Here is a 15,999-nt window from a genome sequence, read left to right on the forward strand (position 1 = left end):
TCAGATCGAGAAGCTGGTGCCGCAGCCGCAGGAGGCGACGGCGTTCGGATTGCGGATCTGGAAGGACTGCCCCATCAGGTCGTCGACGAAATCGATCACCGCCCCTTCCATATAGGCGAGCGACATCGGGTCCACGAGCACCGTGGCGCCGTCCTTCTCGATGACGAGATCGTCCGGCTCGCCCGCGCCCGTCAGGTCGTATTTGTAGGAGAAGCCGGAACAGCCGCCGCCTTCGACGGAGACGCGGAGCGCGCGCGTCTCCCCGCCTTCCTTCGCCACGATGGCGGCGATGCGGCGGGCCGCGCTGTCCGAAACGGTGATGGGCTCGGCAGGTGTCATGGCGATTTCGACGCGCGCGGCGATCTTTGCGGACCGGCGCCGCCGCCTCTCGTTGTTGGAGCGACGTCACTTAAGTATGCAGCGGCGGGAAGCCGGTCAATCGGCGCGTCGGACAGCTCCGGCGCGGATCGGCAAGGAGCGCGCGCGTGTCGGGCACGATCGGTCAGATGGCGGGACTGGGCTTCGGCCTGGGAAACAGGGCGCCCTATGCCTGCGATCCCGGCGCCTCGCGCGGTCGGCTGTTCCCGGAGGCCGACAGTCCGACCCGCACGCCGTTCCAGCGCGACCGCGACCGCATCGTCCATTCCGCCGCCTTTCGGCGTCTGAAGCACAAGACGCAGGTCTTCCTCGCCTATGAGGGCGACGCCTATCGCACGCGCCTCACCCACACGATCGAGGTCTCGCAGATCGCCCGCGCCTTCGCCCGCGCCTTCCGGCTGGACGAGGACCTGACCGAGGCGATCGCGCTCGTCCACGATTTCGGCCACACGCCCTTCGGCCATGCCGGCGAGCGGGCCCTCAACGCGAAGATGGCGGATTTCGGCGGCTTCGACCACAATGCCCAGGCGCTGCGCGTCGTGACGAGCCTCGAACAGCGCTATGCCGAGTTCGACGGGCTGAATCTCAGCTGGGAAACGCTGGAAGGGCTGGTGAAGCACAACGGCCCCTTGACCGGCCCCTATGCCAAGGCGGAACCGGTGTCGAAGCCGATCCTCGATTTCGACGCGCTGTTTCCCCTGGAACTCGACCGCTTCGCCGGCCTGGAGGCGCAGTCGGCGGCGATCGCGGACGACATCGCCTATGACACCCACGATCTTGATGACGGCCTGCGCGCCGGCCTCATCGACATCGCCGACCTGCGCGGCCTGACGCTGGCCGGCGACATCCTGCGGGAAGTGGAAGCGCGCCATCCGGGACTGGAGCGCTCGCGCCTGATCCACGAGGTGATGCGGCGGCATATCACCCGGATGGTGGAGGACGTGATCCGCACGACCGCCGCCAATCTCGCCGAACTCGACCCGGCCAATGCCGAGGCGGTGCGCGTGGCGGGCCGCGCGATGGTCGCCTTCTCGCCGGCGATGCGCGAGGCGGAAGCCGAGACGAAGCGCTTCCTTTTCGCCAATGTCTATCGCACCGGGTCGGTCCGCAGGGTCATGGACCAGGCGGAGACCGTGGTCGCCCAGCTCTTCGACCGCTACATGACGGCGCCCGAGGAGATGAAGGGGGCCTGGAGCGAGGCGATGGCGGCCGCCCCCGCTTTGGTGCGGGCGCGCCGAGTCTGCGACTATCTCGCCGGCATGACCGATTCCTACGCGATGGCCGAGCATCGGCGCTTGTTTGACGCGACTCCGGAATTGCGTTAGGCGCCCGGCGATCGCTCGCGGCCCTGCGCCGGTGCCCGATGGCTTGGGCCTCGCATGCGCGTTCGCCGCGAGCCATGCCCATTTCCGATCCGCTCGAGACGCTCATGAACATCTTCGCCGATTTCGAAACGCGCATCCGCAAGGCCGTCGGCGCCGTTCTCGGCACGGACGCGCCCGATCTGTCGCGGATCGCGGTCGAGCCGCCGCGCGATGCCGGCCATGGCGATCTTTCGACCAATGCGGCGATGGTGCTGGCCAAACCGCTCGGCCGCAAACCGCGCGAGCTCGGCGAGACGTTCGCCGAGGCGCTGCGCGGCAATGCCGATGTCGAGGCGGTCGAAGTGGCGGGGCCGGGCTTCATCAACCTGCGCCTCAAGCCCGCCTATTGGACGAACCATCTCGCCGAGGTGCTGGAGCGCGGCCTCGACTACGGCCGCGCCGCGCCGACCGGGCGGCGGATCAATGTCGAATATGTCTCGGCCAACCCGACCGGGCCGATGCATGTCGGCCATTGCCGGGGCGCCGTCGTCGGCGACAGCATCGCCAACCTTCTCGCCTTCGCCGGCGCCGAGGTGGTGAAGGAATATTACATCAACGATGCCGGCGAGCAGGTGAACGTCCTCGCCCGTTCGGTCTTCCTGCGCTATCGCGAGGCGCTCGGAGAGACGATCGGCGAGATCCCGGCGGGCCTCTATCCCGGCGACTATCTGAAGCCGGTCGGCGCCGCGCTGGCGCTGACGCGTCGCGACGAACTCAAGCGCATGGACGAGGCGGAGTGGCTGCCGATCGTGCGCGACTACGCCATCAACGCCATGATGATGATGATCCGGGACGATCTGAAGCGGCTCGGGATCGAGCACGAGGTCTTCTTTTCCGAGCGCTCGCTGCATGCCAGGAATGGCGGTAATGCCAGCCGCATCGCTGAGACCGTCGCGGCGCTCCAGGAGCGCGGCATCGTCTATCAGGGCACCCTGCCGCCGCCGAAGGGCCAGCTGCCGGAGGACTGGGAGGATCGCGAGCAGACGCTTCTGCGCTCGACCGAAGTCGGCGACGACATGGATCGGCCGCTCGTCAAGTCGAACGGCAGCTACACCTATTTCGCCGCCGACGTCGCCTATTTCGCCGACAAGTTCGCGCGTGGCTTCGACGAGATGGTCTATGTGCTGGGCGCCGATCACGGTGGCTATGTGAAGCGGCTGGAGGCCGTGGCGAAGGCGGTGTCCGCCGGCCGCGCCGAGGCCTCGGTCGTGCTCTGCCAGCTGGTGAAGCTCTATCGCGACGGCGAGCCGGTGAAGATGTCGAAGCGCTCCGGCGACTTCGTGACGCTGGCCGAAGTGGTGGAGGAGGTGGGGCGCGACCCGGTGCGCTTCATGATGCTCTATCGCAAGAGCGACGCGCCGCTCGATTTCGACTTCGCGAAGGTGACGGAGCAGTCGAAGGACAATCCGGTCTTCTATGTCCAATATGCCCATGCGCGCGCCGCGTCCGTGTTCCGCCAGGCGCAAGGGGCGGGGATCGAGGTGCCGGCGGATGCGGCGCTGGCCGATCGCGAGCGCCTCGCGCTTCTCGCCGACGAGGGCGAGATCGGCCTCATCCGCAAGCTCGCCGAATATCCGCGCCTCGTGCTGGCGGCGGCGGAGGCGAAGGAGCCGCATCGCGTCGCCTTCTATCTCTACGACCTCGCCCAGCTCTTCCACGCGCAATACAATCGCGGCCGCGACGTGCCGGGCTTACGCTTTGTTAACCCTGACGAGCCAAGATTGACCCTGGCGAGACTTGGCCTCGTGCGCGGCGTCGCGTCGGTCGTTGCTTCGGGCCTCAAGTTGATCGGGGCCGACGCGCCCGACGAAATGCGTTGAGCGATCACGCTTTGGTCAACATCGCCGCCTAGGCACTTCGGTTACTTCCGGCCGAAGGTTCGCGGGAACGTCCGGATCGGGCGAAGGATAGCGAGGGGTTGATGGGTAACATGAAGGGCCTGGCTCGCGGCTCCGCCACGAGAGGTGGAGCGCCCGTTTCCGAAGATCCCTTCGCCGAACTCGAACAGATCTTCGAGTCGGAGCTGAAGTATGATGCGCGTTTCGACGACGGCCGGGCCCGCCCGGCGGCGCAGCAGCGCCACGATCCCGACATGGACGGCGCCTTCGACGCGTTGGAGCGGGAATTCGAAACCGCCTTCGAGAGCGACGCCGCCCGGCTCGGCGCCACGCGCCGCGTGGCGGCGCCCTCCGCTCAGCCGGCCCGGCCGGATCGGGCCGTCGCGCGCTCCAGCTCGGCCGCCTCGAAGGGCGCCGGTTCGCGCCCGACCCATCTGACGGACGAGGAGATCGACGACGAGCTGGAATCCGTGCTGCGCAATCTGAGCGCGCCGGCCCGGCCGCGCGATCGCATCGTCGTCGAAACGCAGTCCTTCGCGCCGGAACGGGCCGCCGAGGAGCGGATCGTCCACGAGCCGGTCGCCGAGGTCGACGAGTTCGAGGAACTGATCCGCAGCGAGCTGGCGGTCATCCGCCCGGCCGTCGTGCCGAAGGCGCGCCCGGCCTCGGTGCCGGACGCCGCCTATGCCGAAGGCTATGGCGAGGCGCCGGCGGACACCTATGCCGCCTATGACGGCGCGCCGCACGACTATGTTCCGGCCGGGCGCTCGCGCGGCGGCCTGAAGCGCGGGCTTCTCGCTGGCGGCAGCCTCGCGGCGCTCCTGCTTCTCGGCGGCGTCGGCTATGTCGCTCTGCACGGCTCGGCCTCGACGCTTGGCGCCGATGGCGAGCCGCTTCTGATCAAGGCGGATGCCGAGCCCTACAAGATCGTGCCGAAGGATCCCGGCGGCCGCGCCTATCCGAACCAGAACAAGGCGGTCTACGAGCGCGTCGCCTCGCCGAACAAGAGCGACGACAAGCCGGTCCAGACCGCGCTCCTGCGCAATGCGGAAGAGCCGATGGAACTGCCGAAGGACGAGGACGAGGCCTATCCCGACGCGCTGCCGGGCGTCGAGCTCGGCGCGGACGAGACGGCGGGCGACCAGAAGGACGAGACGCGCATCACCGCCGCGACCGAGACGGAGGAGCAGGGCGCCGCGCATCCGTTGCAGCCGCGCCGGGTGAAGACGATGAAGGTCGGCCCCGACGGCCGTCTGATCGCCAATGACGAGGCGGAGGTCGCCTCCGCCGAGGATGCGTCGATGACGACCGCTTCGACGGCGGCGGCGCCCGCGACGCCGGATCCGGTCCATGTCGCGACGGTGCCGGCGGCGATGAAGCCCGTCGCGGAGAAGCCGGCGAAGGTGCCGCTCGCGACCTCGCGCCCGACGCCTGCGCCCACGCCGGCGGCGCCCGTGGCCGAGGCCCCGGCACAGCCGGTCCAGGTCGCCTCCGCGCTCCCGGCCGGCGGCTATTTCGTGCAGATCTCCTCGCAGCCGAACGAGGCCGCCGCGCAGCAGTCGATGGCGAGCCTCTCCGGCCGCTTCTCCAGCGTGATCGCCGGCCGGTCGGTCGGCATCCAGCCGGCCGAGATCCCCGGCAAGGGCACCTATTACCGGGTACGCGTCGCGGCCGGCTCGAAGGACGAGGCGGCGACGCTCTGTTCCCGGCTGAAGTCGGCCGGCGCGACCTGCATCGTGACGCGCTGACGGACGGGGCAACGTGCAGTCGAAAGCCTGGATCGCCGGCTGCGCCGGCAAGCGTCTCAGCGCCGACGAGAAGGCGTTCTTCGCCGACGAGCGGCCGTTCGGTTTCATCCTCTTCGGCCGAAACATCGGCGAGGCGGGCGAATTGCGCGATCTCATCGCCGAGCTGAAGGAGATCGGCGGTCGGGCGACGACGCCGGTTCTCGTCGATCAGGAGGGCGGGCGCGTGCAGCGCCTGCGTCCGCCGCTGGCGCCGAGCTACCCGCCGGCGGCGGTGCTCGGCGCGCTTCACGCCGCCGAGCCCGAGGCGGCCGAGCGCGCCGCCTGGCTGACCGGGCGGCTCTTCGCCTTCGATCTCGCCGCCTATGGCTTCAACTTCGACTGCCTGCCCTGTCTCGACCTTCATGTCGGAGGCGCGACCAAGGCGATCGGCGACCGGGCCTATGCGGCGGCGCCGGACGTGGTGGCGCGGCTCGGCGGCGCGGCGGCGCGCGGTCTCGCCGCCGGCGGCCTGACGCCGGTGATGAAGCATCTGCCGGGCCATGGCCGGGCGACGATGGACAGCCATCTCCACCTGCCGCGCGTCGAGGCGACGCGAGCCGAACTCTCGGCCTCCGACATCCAGCCCTTCCGGGCGCTGAACGACCTGCCGGCCGCGATGACCGCCCATATCCTCTTCAAGGATATCGATGCGACCGCGCCGACGACATTGTCGGCGATCGTCATCGAGGACGTGATCCGCGAGGAGATCGGCTTCGACGGGCTCCTGATGACCGACGACATGTCGATGAAGGCGCTCGAAGGCGACATGGGCGAACTCTCCCGCCGTGCCATCGCCGCGGGCTGCGATCTCGCGCTGCATTGCAACGGCGACATGGCCGAGATGCGGAAGGTCGCCGGCGCCGTGCCGGAGCTCGACGGCAAGGCGGCACTCCGGGCCGAGGCGGCGGAGGTCTATGGTCCAGCGCGGCTGGAGCCGGCTGACGAGGCGGCGCTGCGCGAGGACTATGCCCGCCTGACAAGTCTCGTCGCCTGAACCGGCCCGGAGGGCGCCCGACCAGTCTCACCTCCGCCACGATCGCGTTCTAGGGAAGCTGGAACGCGTGGATAAGTGCGACCCGAAGCGGCGCGCGACCGCGCGCTGGGCGGTTCTCGTTGATCTCGCACGTCTCTTCGTGTTTGAACAATCGCCGAAGGCCGCTTAACTTGAGAGTTCGGCGCCAGACCATGCCTCGGCGCAGGCGGGCGACCGGCCGGACGCGGAACCGCGCCGCGCGGCACAAGGAGGAAGACAGTGGGTAGCTTCAGCATCTGGCATTGGCTCATCGTTCTGGCCGTCGTGCTGCTTCTCTTCGGTCGCGGCAAGATTCCCGAGCTGATGGGCGACGTCGCCAAGGGCATCAAGAACTTCAAGAAGGGCATGAACGACGAGGACGAATCGACCGTCGCGCAGGAGCGTCGTTCGCTCGACCATCGCGAGGGCGATCTGGTTCGCGAGCGCCAGGCCGAGAAGACCACCATCTGAGCCTTTACGCGGAGGTGACGGGCAGGGGCGTCGACACGCCTTGCCCGCGCCTCCGGCGCGATCGTTTCGACGCCGCTCGTCGCGCCCGTTTCGTCGGGCGCGCCCGCACGTCGCCGGGAGGAGCAGCCGCCGGCAATCCGGGCTCTCAACTCGTTCGAAAGTCTGTCGATGTTCGAAGTCGGTTGGTCTGAGATCCTCGTGATCGGCGTGGTGCTGATCGTCGTGGTCGGCCCGAAGGATTTGCCGCATATGCTGCGCACCTTCGGCCGGATGACGTCGCAGTTCCGACGGATGGCCGGCGATTTCCGCCGTCAGTTCGACGAGGCGCTGCGCGAGGCCGAGATGGACGATGTCCGCGACACCGTTCGCGACATCGGCAAGATGGACCCGCGCAATAATATCCGCGAGGCGTTGAACCCGATCCGGGCGGTCGGCGACGAGATCCGCTCCTCCTTGCGCGCCGCGACCAAGGCGCCGGAGCCCAGGGTGCCGAGCGCCGACGCGCCCGCCGCGCCGACGCCCGCACCGGTCCCTGCCAACGATCCCGCGCCGACGGCGACGCCAGCCGGGCATGGCGATGCCGCCGGAGCGACAGGCACGGAACCGCCCGTCGTCAAGGCTGCGTCCGACGAGCCGGCGCCCGTGCCGGTCGCCGTCGATCGGGAGCGTGCCTGATGCGCGCCGGACAGGACAATATCGACGCCTCCTCGGCGCCGCTGATCGAGCATCTGATCGAGCTTCGCCGCCGGCTGATCTGGTCGCTGCTCGGCTTCTTCGTCGCCTTCGTCATCTGCTTCTTCTTCGCCAAGCCGATCTTCAACCTCCTGATCATCCCGTATCAGACGGCGTCCGGCTGGGCCGGCATCCCGCCGGACCAGGTGGAACTGATCTATACGGCGCCGCAGGAATTCTTCTTCACCCAGGTGAAGATCGCCGCCTTCGGCGGCTTCTTCCTGGCCTTTCCGGTGATCGCCATCCAGGTCTACAAGTTCGTCGCGCCCGGTCTCTACCGGTCGGAGCGGGACGCCTTCCTGCCCTTCCTGGTGGCGACGCCGCTCCTGTTCCTGCTCGGCGCGGCGCTGGTCTATTTCTTCTTCACTCCCATGGTGATGTGGTTCTTCCTGTCGCAGCAGCAATCGGGCGAGGTGCCCGGACAGGCGGCCATCCAACTCCTGCCGCGTGTTTCGGAATATCTCTCGCTGATCATGGGGCTGATCTTCGCCTTCGGCCTCGTCTTCCAGCTGCCGGTCGTCACCTCGCTGATGGTGCGGGCCGGGCTCCTTTCGGCGCAGGGCCTCGCCGAGAAGCGCAAATGGGCGATCGTGCTCGCCTTCATCGCCGCCGCCGTGCTGACGCCGCCGGACCCGATGTCGCAGATCGGTCTTGCGGTGCCGACCATCCTTCTCTACGAGATTGCCATCATCACGGCGCGGATGATCGAACGCAAACGGGCCGGACAATTGGCCGAGACCGAGGCGCCAGCCGAGCTGCAGTGAGGCCCGCGGCCTCGCCGCTTCCAATTGTCCGGGAGCGGAAGAACCATGCTCGATATCAAGTGGATACGCGACAATCCGGATAGGCTCGACGCCGCGCTCGCGGCGCGGGGCGCCGAGTCTCTGGCGGCCGAGATCGTGCGGCTCGACGAGGAGCGGCGCGGGCATCTCAAGCATCTGCAGGACCTCCAGAGCCGCCGCAACGAAGCCTCCAAGGAGATCGGCAAGGCCAAGGCTTCGGGCGATGCCGCCCGCGCCGAGGCGGTGATCGCCGAAGTCGCCGCAATCAAGGCCGCGATCCAGGAAGGCGAGGAGACCGAGCGCCGCATCGACGCGGCGATGACGGACAGGCTCGCCCGCATTCCGAACGTGCCGCTTGACGAGGTGCCCATCGGTCCCGACGAGACCGCCAATGTCGAGGTCCGCCGGGTCGGCACGCCGCGCGCCTTCGACTTCCCGGTGAAGGAGCATTTCGAGATCGGCGAGGCGCTCGGCCTCATGGATTTCGAGCAGGCCGGGCGGATCGCCGGCTCGCGCTTCGCGGTCCTGAAGGGGCCGCTCGCCCGGCTCGAACGGGCGCTCGGCCAGTTCATGCTGGACCTTCACGCCGGCGAGCACGGCTATCAGGAGGTCGTCGCGCCGATTCTCGTCAAAGACGAGGCGATGTTCGGCACCGGCAACCTGCCGAAATTCGCCGAGGACGCCTTCCACACGACGGACGGGCGCTGGCTGATCCCGACCTCGGAAGTGCCGCTGACCAATCTCGTGCGCGAATCGACCCTGGACGAGGCGGACCTGCCGCTGCGCTTCACCGCCCTGACGCCCTGCTTCCGCTCGGAAGCGGGTTCGGCCGGCCGCGACACGCGCGGCATGCTGCGCCAGCACCAGTTCTACAAGGTCGAGATGGTGTCGATCACCTCGCAGGAGACCTCGCTCGCCGAGCACGAGCGGATGACGGCCTGCGCGGAAGAGGTGCTGAAGCGTCTCGGCCTGCCGTTCCGCACGATCGTGCTCTGCACGGGCGACATGGGCTTCGGCTCGCGCAAGACCTACGACATCGAGGTCTGGCTGCCGGGGCAGGATACCTATCGCGAGATTTCGAGCTGCTCGGTCTGCGGCGACTTTCAGGCCCGCCGCATGGGGGCCCGCTATAAAGTGGCCGGCGACAAGCAGGCGCGCTTCGTCCACACGCTCAACGGCTCGGGCGTCGCGGTCGGCCGCTGCCTCATTGCCGTTCTGGAGAACTATCAGAATGCCGATGGCAGCGTGACCGTGCCCGAGGCGCTGCGGCCCTATATGGGCGGCCTGACGACGATCGCGAAGGCAGGCTGATCCCTCATGCGCATCCTTCTCACCAATGACGACGGCATCCATGCGGAAGGCCTCGCGGTTCTCGAACGGATCGCGCGCAGCCTGTCGGACGATGTCTGGATCGTCGCGCCGGAGAGCGACCAGAGCGGCCTGTCGCATTCGCTGACGCTGTCGCATCCTTTGCGCCTGCGGCGCATGGAGGAGAAGCGCTTCGCGCTGACCGGCACGCCGACCGATTGCGTGATCATGGGGGCGAAGCATGTCCTGCCGGGCGCGCCCGATCTCGTTCTGTCGGGCGTCAATTCCGGCCAGAACATCTGCGACGACGTCACCTATTCCGGCACCGTCGCCGGGGCGATCGAAGGCACGATGCTCGGCTATCGCTCGATCGCGCTGAGCCAGGCCCATACGCCGGGCACCGATCGCGACTGCATCTGGGAGACGGCCGAGCGCCACGCCCCGGCGATCATCGCCAAGCTGATCGAGGCGGAATACCGGCCAGGCGTCCTCTTCAACGTCAATTTCCCGGCGGTGCATCCGGATGCCGTCACCGGCATCGAAGTGACGCGCCAGGGCAAGCTCGAATACAATCTCGGCCTCGAAGAGCGGCGGGACGGGCGCGGCTTCCCGTATTTCTGGCTGAAATTCGGCCGGCAGATCGGCGCGGAGATGGAAGGCTCCGACATCGGCGCGCTTCTCGCCGGTCGCATCTCGGTGACGCCGATGAAGCTCGACTTCACCGAGCATGCGCTTCGGGCCGAGCTCAAGACCCTCTTCGACCGCTAGGGGCCAGACGCGATGGAAGGGCTGCGGATGGGGCCGGCGGGCTCGACGGAACGCGACCGCGAGGAACTCGCCGCCTTTCTGATGCGCCTGCGCTCCTCGCGCATCGTCGAACCGCGTCTCCTCCAGGCGGTGGAGGCTGTGCCGCGCCGCCACTTCGTGCGGGCCGGCATCGCCAATCCCTATTCGGACGCGGCGCTGCCGATCGATTGCGGCGAGACCATGCCGGGCGCCTTCTTCGCCGTCTGCCTCGTCAACGACCTGAAGGTCGAGCCGACGAGCCGGATCCTCGAGATCGGCACCGGCAGCGGCTATGTGACCGCCCTCCTGGCGCGTTGCGGCGGTCGCGTGACCTCGCTCGACCGCTATCAGACGCTGCTCGCCAAGGCCGGTGAACGGTTGAAGCAGCTCGGCCTGCCCGGCGTGCAGTTCGTGCAGGAGGATGGACGCGACGGCTATCGCGACGCGGCGCCCTTCGACCGGATCGTCATCCATGCCGCCTTCGAGACGCTGCCGCGCAGCTTTCTCGAACAGTTGGCGCAGCATGGCTCGATCATCTGCGCGCTGGGGCCGGGGCAGGGACAGCAGACGCTCGTCCGCCTCCAGAAGGTCGGCAGCCGCCTGGAGCGCGAGGACCTGCGGCCCGTGCGCTATCAGCCCTTGGCGCATGGCGTGGCGCGCAAGCTCTGAACGACCACGCCGGCATGCCTAACGAAAATATCTCGTGATCCCCGGCGATTAACCGGCGGGTAACCCTGATGCGGTTGAATGATCCCCAACACTGAAGGGTTCACGGGGACATAGATGCGTATCGAGGTGCTGAGGTCCGATCGTCTTCGTCTAGTCCGCACGGTCGCGGTCGTGGCGCTGACAGCGCTCGGCGCCGGCTGCAGCGCGGATGTCGCCCGCTTCGACGACGGGTTCTATACCGGCGCGGTGCCGGGCAAGCCGATGCCGCAGGCGGCGGTCGGTAGTGCTTCGGCCTATCCGTCGAGCATCGACGAGACGCGGACGGGTTCGGTCGGCGGGGCGCGCTCGGCGCTCTATTCCGGCGCGGCGGCGGCGAGCACGCCGTCCTATCCGCAGGTCGCGCGCCAGGACGCGCCGATCCAGCGCAGCATGCTGGCGCCCCCTTCCGCCGCCGCCAGCGCCCCGGCCGAGCCGCCGCACACCTATGCCTCGGCGGCTCCCGCTGTGGCGGATGCGCCCGTCCGCGCCGCGCCGAGCGCGATGAAGGCCGGCTGGAACAAGACCTCGAACACGGTGACCCTGCGCGAAGGCGAGACGCTGGAGACGATCTCCAACCGCTACGGCGTGCCGGTGAAGGCGATCGTCGCCGCCAATGGTCTCGCCAGCGCGGCCGATGTCGCGCCGGGCCAGGCGATCGCGATCCCGACCTATTCCTATGGCGACAAGCCGGGCGCCGCCCCGGCCATGGCGACGGCCGGCGCCGGCGCCGAGCCGCGCACCCTCGGCGCGCCGCCGCAGACCCTGCGCGCGCCCTCGAAGATGGCCGCCGCGACGCCCGGCCGCATCACGGTCGAGCCGGGTGACACGCTGACCGCCGTCGCCCGCCGGGCCGGCGTCAGCGTTGCCGAACTGCGCGCCGCGAACGGCATGACGGACGACACCGTCCGCCTCGGCCAGAAGCTGGTTCTTCCGGGCGGAGCGGCCGAGCCGCGCCGCGTCGCCTCGATCGATCCGCGCGACGGCAGCGAGCCGCGTTCGGCCGTGAAGCCGGCCGCGAAGGCGGTGGCCGAGGCGGCGGAGAAGCAGCCGAAGCCCTATCAGGCGCCGCAGCCGGCAAAGACGGCCGAGGCAGCCAAGCCCGCCGCGCCGCACGCCAAGGCTCCGGCCGCCGCCGATGCGACGCAGCCCGCCGCCGCGACGCCGCCGGCGAAACCGGCTGTCGCCGAGGCGAAGCCCGCCAAGACGGCGCCGGCCGCCAAGCCCGCGGCGGAAGCGGCGCCGGCCGCCACCGTCGCCGAGGCGCCCGCCGCGCCCGCGACCACCGTCGCGGACGAGACGGAGAAGCAGGCCTCGGCCGCAGCGCCGGCCGGCACCGGCATCGATCAGTTCCGCTGGCCGGTGCAGGGCCGGGTGCTGAAGCGCTTCGGCGAGAAGGACGGCGCGCGCCGCAGCGACGGCCTCGACATCTCGGTGCCGCGCGGCACCGCGGTGAAGGCGGCCGAGAACGGCGTCGTCATCTATGCCGGCGACGGGCTGAAGGAATTCGGCAATACCGTGCTCGTGAAGCACGATAACGGCCTCGTCACCGTCTACGGCCATGCCGATGACCTGAAGGTGAAGCGCGGCGAGACGGTGAAGCGCGGCCAGGAGATCGCCACCGCCGGCATGTCCGGCGACGCGCAGTCCCCCATGCTGCATTTCGAGGTGCGCAAGAATTCGGCGCCCGTCGATCCCGGCAAGTACCTCCAGTAAGCCGGGCGCGGAAGCGTCGTCCCGGGTCCGCCGCGACTTCGATGGCGCGGCGGACCCTTCCGCCTTTATGAAAGCCGCTGGCCGAGCTGGCCGGCGAGATCCTGGATGAACTGCCAGGCGACGCGGCCCGACCGGCTGCCGCGCGTGACCGACCATTCCAGCGCCGCGCGATGGATCTCGCCGCGCTCGGCCTTCAGGCCGAAGGCCTCGGCATAGCCATCGATCATCGCGAGATAGTCGTCCTGGCTGCAATTGTGGAAGCCGAGCCACAGGCCGAATCGATCCGACAGCGAGACCTTCTCCTCCACCGCCTCGCCGGGATTGATCGCCGTCGCCCGCTCGTTCTCGATCATGTCGCGCGGCAGGAGATGGCGGCGATTCGAGGTGGCGTAGAAGAGGACATTGTCCGGCCGTCCCTCCACGCCGCCGTCGAGCGCCGCCTTCAGCGACTTATAGGATGCGTCGCCCTGATCGAAGGACAGGTCGTCGCAGAAGAGCAGGAACCGGTAGGGCGCCTCGCGCAGCCGATGCATCAGCGCCGGCAGGTGGTCGATATCCTCGCGCGGAATCTCGATGAGCTTCAGCGGCGCTTCGCCGTCGGGGCGCGCGGCATTCGCCTCGGCATGGGCGGCCTTCACCAGCGAGGATTTTCCCATGCCGCGCGCGCCCCAGAGGAGGGCGTTGTTGGCGGGCAGCCCCGCCGCGAAGCGCGCGGTGTTGTCGAGGAGGATGTCGCGCGAGCGATCGATGCCCTTGAGAAGGGCGATCGGCATGCGGTTGACGCGGGCGACGGGCAAGAGCCGCACCGGCGGCTCGAAGACGAAGCAGTCGGCCGCCTCGAAATCGAGCGGGTCTTCGGGCCGTGGCGCCAGCCGCTCCAGCGCGGTGGCGATCCGATCCAGCAGCACTCCCAGTTCGATCTCTGTGGACATGACGGATGATGCTTGTTTCGCAGCGTGTTGCATTGGGAGGGACCGTTCGTATATTTCGCGCACGCCGTAAAGGGCCGCTCCGGCCCGCAACGCTTTCCCTGGGAGTTCTCGCATGTTCGTTACGCCGGCCATGGCGCAAGCGCAGACCGCTGTGGGCGGAGGGGGCACGAACGAAATCCTGATCTCGATCCTGCCCTTCGTGGCGGTCTTCGCGATCATGTATTTCCTGATCATCCGGCCGCAGCGCAGCCAGATGAAGCGTCGCGACGAGATGATCCGCAACATCCGGCGCGGCGACACCGTCGTCACTGGCGGCGGCATCGTGGCGCGCGTGACCAAGGTGCTGGAGAATGGCGAGCTCGAGGTCCAGATCGCCGAGCAGGTGAAGATCCGTGTCCTCCAGTCGACCGTCTCCGATGTGCGCGTGAAGGGCGAGCCGCAGGCGGCCAACACGAAATAGCCGTCTTCGCGACGCTTGAGGTCGGCCGGCTTTCTCGCAACTGCCGGATCGGAAACGATGATCGGGCGGGTGGCGGCGCAGCAGGCGCCGGCCCGCCCTCCACGCATTCAGGATCGATATGCTGTATTTCTCGCGCTGGAAGACGATCCTGATCTGGGCGGTCATCGCGCTCGGGGCCTTCTTCGCCGCGCCGAACGTCGTTCCCCGCGCCGTCCTCGAGGATCTGCCGGGCTGGGTGCCGAAGCACCAGATGGTGCTCGGCCTCGATCTGCAGGGCGGCGTCTATCTGCTCTACGAGGTCGACCGCGCCGACTATGTCCAGAAGCGGCTGAACAGCCTGCTCGGCGACACGCGCGTCGCGCTCCAGCAGGAGCCGCGCATCGGCTATTCGAACCTGCGAATCAGCAATGGCGGCGTCGAGGTGCGGCTGCGCGACCCGGCGCAGACCGCGCAGGCGCGCCAGCGGCTGGAGCCGCTGCGCAATCCCCTGACTCAGTCGCTGCTCGGCGGCGGCGCCGTGGACGAGTTCGACCTTTCGCTCGGCGACGACGGCCTCGCGCGCTTCACCTATTCCGAGACCGGCCTGACGCGCCGCGTCAGCCAGATCGTCGACCAGTCGATCCAGGTCATCGACCGGCGCATCAACCAGCTCGGCACCGTCGAGCCGTCGATTCAGCGCCAGGGCAACGACCGCATCCTGGTCGAGGCGCCGGGCCTCGCCGATCCGGGCCGTCTGAAGAATCTCGTCGGCCAGACCGCGCAGCTGACCTTCCATCTCGTGCAGAAGCAGGTGAGCGCCGCCGAGGCGCAGGCGAATCAGGCGCCCGGCACTATCGTGCTGCCCGCCAACGAGGACCCGCGCATCGCCTATGTGGTCGATTCCGCGCCGCTCCTTTCCGGCGACGATCTCAACGACGCGCAGGCGACCTTCCAGCAGACGACCAACGAGCCCGTCGTCTCCTTCCGCCTGAATTCCAGCGGCGCCTCGAAATTCGCGCAGGTCACCCAGCGCAATGTCGGCCGGCCCTTCGCCATCGTGCTCGACAACAAAGTGATCTCGGCGCCGGTGATCCGCGAGCCGATTATCGGCGGTTCGGGCCAGATCAGCGGCAACTTCACCTCGCAATCGGCCAACGACCTCGCGATCCTGCTGCGCGCCGGCTCGCTGCCCGCCAAATTGACGATCGTCGAGGAACGCACGATCGGCCCGAGCCTCGGCGCCGATTCGATCCGCGCCGGCCTCATCGCCTCGATCGTCGCGACCGTCTCGATCGCGGTTTTCATGGTGCTCTGCTACGGCAAGCTCGGCTTCTTCGCCGATCTGGCGCTCGTCGCCAACAACATCCTGATGATCGGCATCCTGACGGTGCTCGGGGCGACGCTCACATTGCCGGGTATCGCCGGCATCGTGCTGACCATGGGCATGGCGGTGGATGCGAATGTGCTCATCTACGAGCGCATCCGCGAGGAGGGGCGCGCCGGCCAGTCGGTGCTCGCCGCGCTGGATGCCGGCTTCCGCCGGGCCTTCGCCACCATCATCGACTCCCATCTCACCGCGCTCATCGCCGCCATCGCGCTGTTCTGGCTCGGCTCCGGCCCGATCCGCGGCTTCGCGGTGACGCTGGCGATCGGCATTCTTTCGACGCTATTCACGTCCTACCTCGTCACGCGCTTCATTGTGGCGCTCTGGGTCCGGCGGTCGCGACCGAAGGCTCTCCCCCTCTGAGG

The 15,999-nt window shown here is 68.6% G+C and carries 15 protein-coding genes; 13 read left to right on the forward strand and 2 right to left on the reverse strand.

Annotated features, from left to right (window positions below):
* A complete protein-coding gene (gene erpA / locus IEY14_RS01090; protein ID WP_188906388.1) occupies positions 1 to 339 on the reverse strand; it encodes an iron-sulfur cluster insertion protein ErpA in 339 nt (112 codons plus the stop codon).
* 167 nt (positions 340 to 506) lie between these two features.
* Here erpA and IEY14_RS01095 point away from each other — a divergent pair, with 167 nt between their 5' ends.
* From IEY14_RS01095 to IEY14_RS01145, 11 genes are all read left to right on the forward strand, one after another.
* Entirely contained in the window at positions 507 to 1,703 is a 1,197-nt protein-coding gene (locus IEY14_RS01095) for a deoxyguanosinetriphosphate triphosphohydrolase (protein ID WP_188907337.1), read from the forward strand.
* 104 nt (positions 1,704 to 1,807) lie between these two features.
* Positions 1,808 to 3,562 carry an arginine--tRNA ligase gene (gene argS, locus IEY14_RS01100; RefSeq protein ID WP_188906389.1) on the forward strand — a complete coding sequence of 585 codons (1,755 nt, stop codon included), beginning with the start codon at positions 1,808 to 1,810 and terminating at the stop codon, positions 3,560 to 3,562.
* A gap of 101 nt (positions 3,563 to 3,663) precedes the next feature.
* Positions 3,664 to 5,328, forward strand: coding sequence for an SPOR domain-containing protein (locus IEY14_RS01105; protein ID WP_188906390.1), 1,665 nt, complete (start codon positions 3,664 to 3,666; stop codon positions 5,326 to 5,328).
* A gap of 13 nt (positions 5,329 to 5,341) precedes the next feature.
* The gene (nagZ, locus tag IEY14_RS01110; RefSeq protein WP_188906391.1) at positions 5,342 to 6,361 is read left to right on the forward strand and encodes a beta-N-acetylhexosaminidase; all 1,020 of its coding nucleotides are present in this window, start codon (positions 5,342 to 5,344) and stop codon (positions 6,359 to 6,361) included.
* Positions 6,362 to 6,619: 258 nt separating this feature from the next.
* Entirely contained in the window at positions 6,620 to 6,850 is a 231-nt protein-coding gene (locus IEY14_RS01115) for a twin-arginine translocase TatA/TatE family subunit (protein WP_188906392.1), read from the forward strand.
* A 168-nt stretch (positions 6,851 to 7,018) separates the two neighbouring features.
* Complete coding sequence (gene tatB, locus IEY14_RS01120; RefSeq protein WP_188906393.1) at positions 7,019 to 7,525, forward strand: Sec-independent protein translocase protein TatB; 507 nt, start codon at positions 7,019 to 7,021, stop codon at positions 7,523 to 7,525.
* Complete coding sequence (gene tatC / locus IEY14_RS01125; protein WP_188906394.1) at positions 7,525 to 8,346, forward strand: twin-arginine translocase subunit TatC; 822 nt, start codon at positions 7,525 to 7,527, stop codon at positions 8,344 to 8,346. The genes tatB and tatC overlap by 1 nt, the downstream gene beginning before the upstream one ends.
* A gap of 45 nt (positions 8,347 to 8,391) precedes the next feature.
* On the forward strand, positions 8,392 to 9,675 hold the full coding sequence (gene serS, locus IEY14_RS01130; protein WP_188906395.1) for a serine--tRNA ligase: 1,284 nt from the start codon (positions 8,392 to 8,394) through the stop codon (positions 9,673 to 9,675).
* A 6-nt stretch (positions 9,676 to 9,681) separates the two neighbouring features.
* Positions 9,682 to 10,440 (forward strand): 5'/3'-nucleotidase SurE, encoded by a 759-nt coding sequence (gene surE, locus IEY14_RS01135; protein ID WP_188906396.1) that lies wholly within the window; start codon positions 9,682 to 9,684, stop codon positions 10,438 to 10,440.
* Positions 10,441 to 10,452: 12 nt separating this feature from the next.
* Entirely contained in the window at positions 10,453 to 11,127 is a 675-nt protein-coding gene (locus tag IEY14_RS01140; RefSeq protein WP_188906397.1) for a protein-L-isoaspartate(D-aspartate) O-methyltransferase, read from the forward strand.
* A 114-nt stretch (positions 11,128 to 11,241) separates the two neighbouring features.
* Positions 11,242 to 12,879, forward strand: a complete 1,638-nt coding sequence (locus IEY14_RS01145; RefSeq protein ID WP_210318246.1) for a peptidoglycan DD-metalloendopeptidase family protein — start codon at positions 11,242 to 11,244, stop codon at positions 12,877 to 12,879.
* 65 nt (positions 12,880 to 12,944) lie between these two features.
* On the opposite strand, the gene IEY14_RS01150 is transcribed toward IEY14_RS01145, so the two are convergent.
* Positions 12,945 to 13,811, reverse strand: a complete 867-nt coding sequence (locus IEY14_RS01150) for an ATP-binding protein (RefSeq protein WP_188906399.1) — start codon at positions 13,809 to 13,811, stop codon at positions 12,945 to 12,947.
* 112 nt (positions 13,812 to 13,923) lie between these two features.
* On the opposite strand from IEY14_RS01150, the gene yajC reads away from it, so the two are divergent.
* Both yajC and secD read left to right on the forward strand, forming a co-directional pair.
* On the forward strand, positions 13,924 to 14,271 hold the full coding sequence (gene yajC, locus IEY14_RS01155; RefSeq protein WP_188906400.1) for a preprotein translocase subunit YajC: 348 nt from the start codon (positions 13,924 to 13,926) through the stop codon (positions 14,269 to 14,271).
* A gap of 118 nt (positions 14,272 to 14,389) precedes the next feature.
* A complete protein-coding gene (secD, locus tag IEY14_RS25815; protein WP_188906401.1) occupies positions 14,390 to 15,997 on the forward strand; it encodes a protein translocase subunit SecD in 1,608 nt (535 codons plus the stop codon).
* Positions 15,998 to 15,999: the final 2 nt, after the last annotated feature.

The organism is Aureimonas endophytica (assembly GCF_014642635.1).
Taxonomy (GTDB): Bacteria; Pseudomonadota; Alphaproteobacteria; order Rhizobiales; family Rhizobiaceae; genus Plantimonas; species Plantimonas endophytica.

Coding starts and splice junctions, on each gene's coding strand:
- IEY14_RS01150 (WP_188906399.1), bottom strand. CDS start 13,811: ATGTCCACAGAGATCGAACTGGGAGTGCTGCTGGATCGGATCGCCACC.
- serS (WP_188906395.1), top strand. CDS start 8,392: ATGCTCGATATCAAGTGGATACGCGACAATCCGGATAGGCTCGACGCC.
- tatB (WP_188906393.1), top strand. CDS start 7,019: ATGTTCGAAGTCGGTTGGTCTGAGATCCTCGTGATCGGCGTGGTGCTG.
- erpA (WP_188906388.1), bottom strand. CDS start 339: ATGACACCTGCCGAGCCCATCACCGTTTCGGACAGCGCGGCCCGCCGC.
- IEY14_RS01140 (WP_188906397.1), top strand. CDS start 10,453: ATGGAAGGGCTGCGGATGGGGCCGGCGGGCTCGACGGAACGCGACCGC.
- IEY14_RS01105 (WP_188906390.1), top strand. CDS start 3,664: ATGGGTAACATGAAGGGCCTGGCTCGCGGCTCCGCCACGAGAGGTGGA.
- IEY14_RS01095 (WP_188907337.1), top strand. CDS start 507: ATGGCGGGACTGGGCTTCGGCCTGGGAAACAGGGCGCCCTATGCCTGC.
- tatC (WP_188906394.1), top strand. CDS start 7,525: ATGCGCGCCGGACAGGACAATATCGACGCCTCCTCGGCGCCGCTGATC.
- secD (WP_188906401.1), top strand. CDS start 14,390: ATGCTGTATTTCTCGCGCTGGAAGACGATCCTGATCTGGGCGGTCATC.
- surE (WP_188906396.1), top strand. CDS start 9,682: ATGCGCATCCTTCTCACCAATGACGACGGCATCCATGCGGAAGGCCTC.
- yajC (WP_188906400.1), top strand. CDS start 13,924: ATGTTCGTTACGCCGGCCATGGCGCAAGCGCAGACCGCTGTGGGCGGA.
- argS (WP_188906389.1), top strand. CDS start 1,808: ATGAACATCTTCGCCGATTTCGAAACGCGCATCCGCAAGGCCGTCGGC.
- IEY14_RS01145 (WP_210318246.1), top strand. CDS start 11,242: ATGCGTATCGAGGTGCTGAGGTCCGATCGTCTTCGTCTAGTCCGCACG.